The sequence below is a fragment of the Arsukibacterium sp. genome (assembly GCF_041616895.1).
Taxonomy (GTDB): Bacteria; Pseudomonadota; Gammaproteobacteria; order Enterobacterales; family Alteromonadaceae; genus Alishewanella.
Map to the genome: position 1 here is coordinate 1 of NZ_JBFJPY010000159.1, position 4017 is coordinate 4017.

Annotated in this window: 3 protein-coding genes and 2 tRNA genes; 2 read left to right on the top strand and 3 right to left on the bottom strand. The window is 48.4% G+C overall.

What is annotated here, in order from left to right:
• Positions 1–88: 88 nt before the first annotated feature.
• A tRNA-Arg gene (locus ABY802_RS16095) sits at positions 89–165 on the bottom strand.
• A 114-nt stretch (positions 166–279) separates the two neighbouring features.
• Positions 280–356, bottom strand: a tRNA-Pro gene (locus ABY802_RS16100).
• Positions 357–544: 188 nt separating this feature from the next.
• Here ABY802_RS16100 and folD point away from each other — a divergent pair.
• Complete coding sequence (gene folD, locus ABY802_RS16105) at positions 545–1405, top strand: bifunctional methylenetetrahydrofolate dehydrogenase/methenyltetrahydrofolate cyclohydrolase FolD (protein WP_372628142.1); 861 nt, start codon at positions 545–547, stop codon at positions 1403–1405.
• Between the two features lie 191 nt (positions 1406–1596).
• Positions 1597–2658 (top strand): alpha/beta hydrolase family protein, encoded by a 1062-nt coding sequence (locus ABY802_RS16110; RefSeq protein WP_372628143.1) that lies wholly within the window; start codon positions 1597–1599, stop codon positions 2656–2658.
• Positions 2659–2703: 45 nt separating this feature from the next.
• Here the strand turns inward: ABY802_RS16110 and cysS are convergent.
• The coding region (gene cysS, locus ABY802_RS16115) for a cysteine--tRNA ligase (protein ID WP_372628144.1) at positions 2704–4017 on the bottom strand (1314 nt) is incomplete at its 5' end.

Below are 4017 nucleotides of genomic sequence, written 5' to 3' on the forward strand. Positions count from 1 at the left end.
GGGGCTCGAACCCACGACAACCGGAATCACAATCCGGGGCTCTACCAACTGAGCTACAACCACCACTGAAACTGTTTTGCGCTTATTATGGCGCGCCCGATAGGATTCGAACCTATGACCCACGCCTTAGAAGGGCGTTGCTCTATCCAGCTGAGCTACGGGCGCAAAATCGAAAGCCCTACCAAGCTATAAAAATAGTTGGTCGGTGATGCAGGATTTTAACCTGCGACCCGTGGATTAAAAGTATCAAACCACGTGTAAACCATACCAATTTAAAATTGGTCGGTGATGCAGGATTTGAACCTGCGACCCCTTGGACCCAAACCAAGTGCGCTACCAAGCTGCGCCAATCACCGACTTCGCTGCACTGCTGCAACGGGGCGGAATATTAACGCCCGCCACCTGAAGCGTCAAACCTTTTTTTGCAATAATCAGCCGATTGCTGATTATTTGAACCTTTCTTCGTATTAAATGCATAGGATGGAGTTCTGGCAGCGGCTGTGCGAAAATAGCGAGATTAAAAAAGTGACAGAGAAGCCCCAACATGACAGCACAAATTATTGATGGCAAAGCAGTAGCCCAGGCAACAAAAGATAAAGTCGCCGCTCAGGTCAGAGCACGAGTAAAAGCAGGAAAAAGAGCACCAGGGTTAGCTGTCGTTTTGGTGGGCGTCGATCCGGCATCGCAAGTGTATGTTGGCAGCAAACGCAAAGCCTGCGAAGAAGTGGGCTTTCATTCCGTATCTTACGACTTACCATCAGATACCACAGAGCAACAACTGACTGACTTAATCGATAAACTGAACAATGACAATACGGTAGATGGTATTTTGGTGCAACTGCCGTTACCTGCAGGCCTTGACTCATCAGCTATTCTGGAGCGAATAGTCCCGCATAAGGATGTCGATGGCTTTCACCCTTATAACATTGGCCGGCTGGCCCAGCGCATGCCCGCCCTGCGTTCCTGCACACCTAAGGGCATTATGACCTTACTGCAAAGCACCGGGGTTAATGTAAAAGGTATGGATGCTGTTGTAGTAGGTGCATCGAATATCGTCGGCCGCCCCATGGCATTAGAACTTTTATTAGCAGGATGCACCACTACGGTATGCCATAAATTTACCAGAAATCTGGAAGCCCAGGTACGCCGGGCCGATTTACTGGTAGTTGCCGTAGGCCGGCCGGAATTCATCCCGGGAGACTGGGTAAAACCGGGTGCTTTGGTTATCGACGTTGGCATTAACCGGCTGGACAGCGGCAAACTGGTTGGCGATGTTGAATATAACACTGCAGTAAAACACGCACGCTATATTACACCGGTACCCGGTGGCGTTGGGCCAATGACCGTGGCCAGCTTAATTGAAAACACACTGGAAGCGTGCGAGCTATACCACGACAAACACTAACACTGACGGGCAGCGGTAATTGCCGCTGCCGGCCTTTCCCCTTGCTGTACCGTCGCCTATGTAAATCCGTCACTTTCTGGTTAAACCTGCCACTACCCGGCGCCATATAGACATGACAAAAAAAACGGTAACCAAACCTCAACGCACTTTTGGTCGTAATATCAAAATTAGTTTAGCAAAGAGGACTGTTAATGCTATCTCCTTTCAGTGTAAAAGCATTCGGCGGCACCGCTTTTATTATATTTTTTCTGATCTCGTTAAACGGATGCGCGCATAAGCCGACGGCGGATAACGTTGCCTGGCAACAGCAACTGAATTTACCTTCAGTAAAGTACTCGGCAGAAGTAGCGGAGCGGCTGTGGTTAAGCATTGAAGAAATTAGCTTCAATTGGCAGGACTCAAGCAGAGAGCGGCTTGTGCCGGCTTTGTTGTTTAAACCCTCGCGGCAGCAAAAAGCCAACGCTTTAATTATCTTCTCTCATGGTTTAGGAGGTTCGAAAGAGCGTTACGCTTACCTGGGTCAGTATTGGGCCAGCCACGGCTATGCCAGCTTGCATGTACAGCATGACGGCAGCGATCGGAAAGTCTGGCGCGGCAGTAGGCTGACACTACCTTTCCGGTTGATGGACGCGGCAGATGCACCTGAAGCGTTGGCCAGAGTCCAGGATGTAAAGTTTGCTTTGGACCAGATCCTGGCATCAGAACACGCGGCATATTTTGATAAGCAAAATATTGTGATGGCGGGCCATTCTTATGGCGCAAACACCGCTATGTTATTAAGCGGTGCGCAAGTTGAGCAAAATGGCGCTCTGATAAGTCTGAAAGACGATCGCATTAAAGCAGCTATTTTAATTTCAGCGCCGCCTTTTTATGACGATCAACCGCTGAATAAAGTGCTGGCTGACGTAAACATTCCCACTTTGCATATCACTACCACCGAAGATGAAATTCGGGTGCCGGGTTATTATTCATCACCACAAGACCGGTTTGACTTGTATAACGCCATGGCCAGCAGCTACAAAGTGCTGGCGGTGTTTAGCTCAGGCAGCCACAATATTTTTTCTGGTTGGCGCGGCAGTAAAGATACCACGTCACAGCAGCAGGTAATAAAAGCCGCCACTCAGGCGTTATCCCATGCTTTTATTGAACAAATAACCACGGATAACGGCCAGGCCATGGGTGTGTGGGAGCAGCAACATCAGGCTATATTATCGCAGTTTATTCGCTCAGATTTAGTCGTGATGATAGATTAAGCCAAAAAACCGCCAACAGGCGGTTTTTTTATCAAAGGTATTAAATCAGCCTTTACGCCAGCTGGTAACACCATTTTTATCTTCAACAATAATGCCTTTGGCGGTCAGCGCATCGCGCGCGGCATCGGCTGCAACCCAGTCTTTGTTAGTGCGGGCAGTATTACGTTTAGCAATTAACGCTTCAATCTCTGCGACATCATCTGTTGATGCGCCGCTCTGTAAGAACGCTTCAGCATCACCTTGCAGCATACCTAAAGCTCCCGCTAACAGTTTTAGCAAGGCGGCTAACTCAGCCGCTTTGGCTGGCTCAGCTTCTTTAAAACGGTTTACTTCACGCGCCAGTTCGAACAATACGGGTAAGGCTTCCGGGGTGTTAAAGTCATCATCCATTGCCGCTTTAAACCGGGCAATATAAGGGCTTTTTAAATCAATACTGTGGCTTGGCGTCACATTTCGCAGTGCGGTATACAGGCGGCCTAACGCAGCATGCGCTTGCTCCAAATTCTCAGCCGAGTAATTTAACTGGCTGCGATAATGGCTGGATAGCAGGAAATAGCGCACCGCTTCGGCATTGTATTGCATCAGCACGTCTTTAACCGTAAAAAAATTGCCTAGTGATTTAGACATTTTTTCTTTATCTACCTGCACCATACCGGTGTGGATCCAGGTATTCACATACTTATGGTTGTGGGCACAGGTCGACTGGGCAATTTCATTTTCATGATGCGGGAACTGTAAGTCAGAACCGCCACCATGAATATCAAAATGCTGGCCTAAATGCTTGGCACTCATGGCCGAGCATTCAATATGCCAGCCGGGCCGGCCATTGCCCCAGGGAGATTGCCAGAACGGCTCGCCAGGCTTAGCACCTTTCCACAGTACAAAATCCAGTGGGTCGTCTTTATTGTCTGCAACCTCTACCCGCGAGCCAGATTGCAGCATTTCCAGGTTTTGCTGACTAAGCTCACCATAGGCATCGTATTTACTGACATCGAATAATACGTCACCGTCTGTTGCAACGTAAGCAAAGCCCTTGGTTACCAAAATTTCGATCAGGCTGATAATTTCTGCCATATGCGTCGTTACTTTGGGCTCAATATCCGCCGGTAATAACCCTAAGGCGTTAAAATCGGCATGCATTGCCTGAGTAAAACGCTCAGTTAACGCATCACAACTTTCGTTGTTTTCCGCCGCGCGCTTAATAATTTTATCGTCAACATCGGTAATATTACGTACATAGGTGACATCGTAGCCAGAGAAGCGCAGGTAGCGGTTAATCACGTCAAACGCAACATAGGTTCGGGCATGGCCGACGTGGCAATAATCGTAAATGGTGATACCACAAACATACAAACCAAC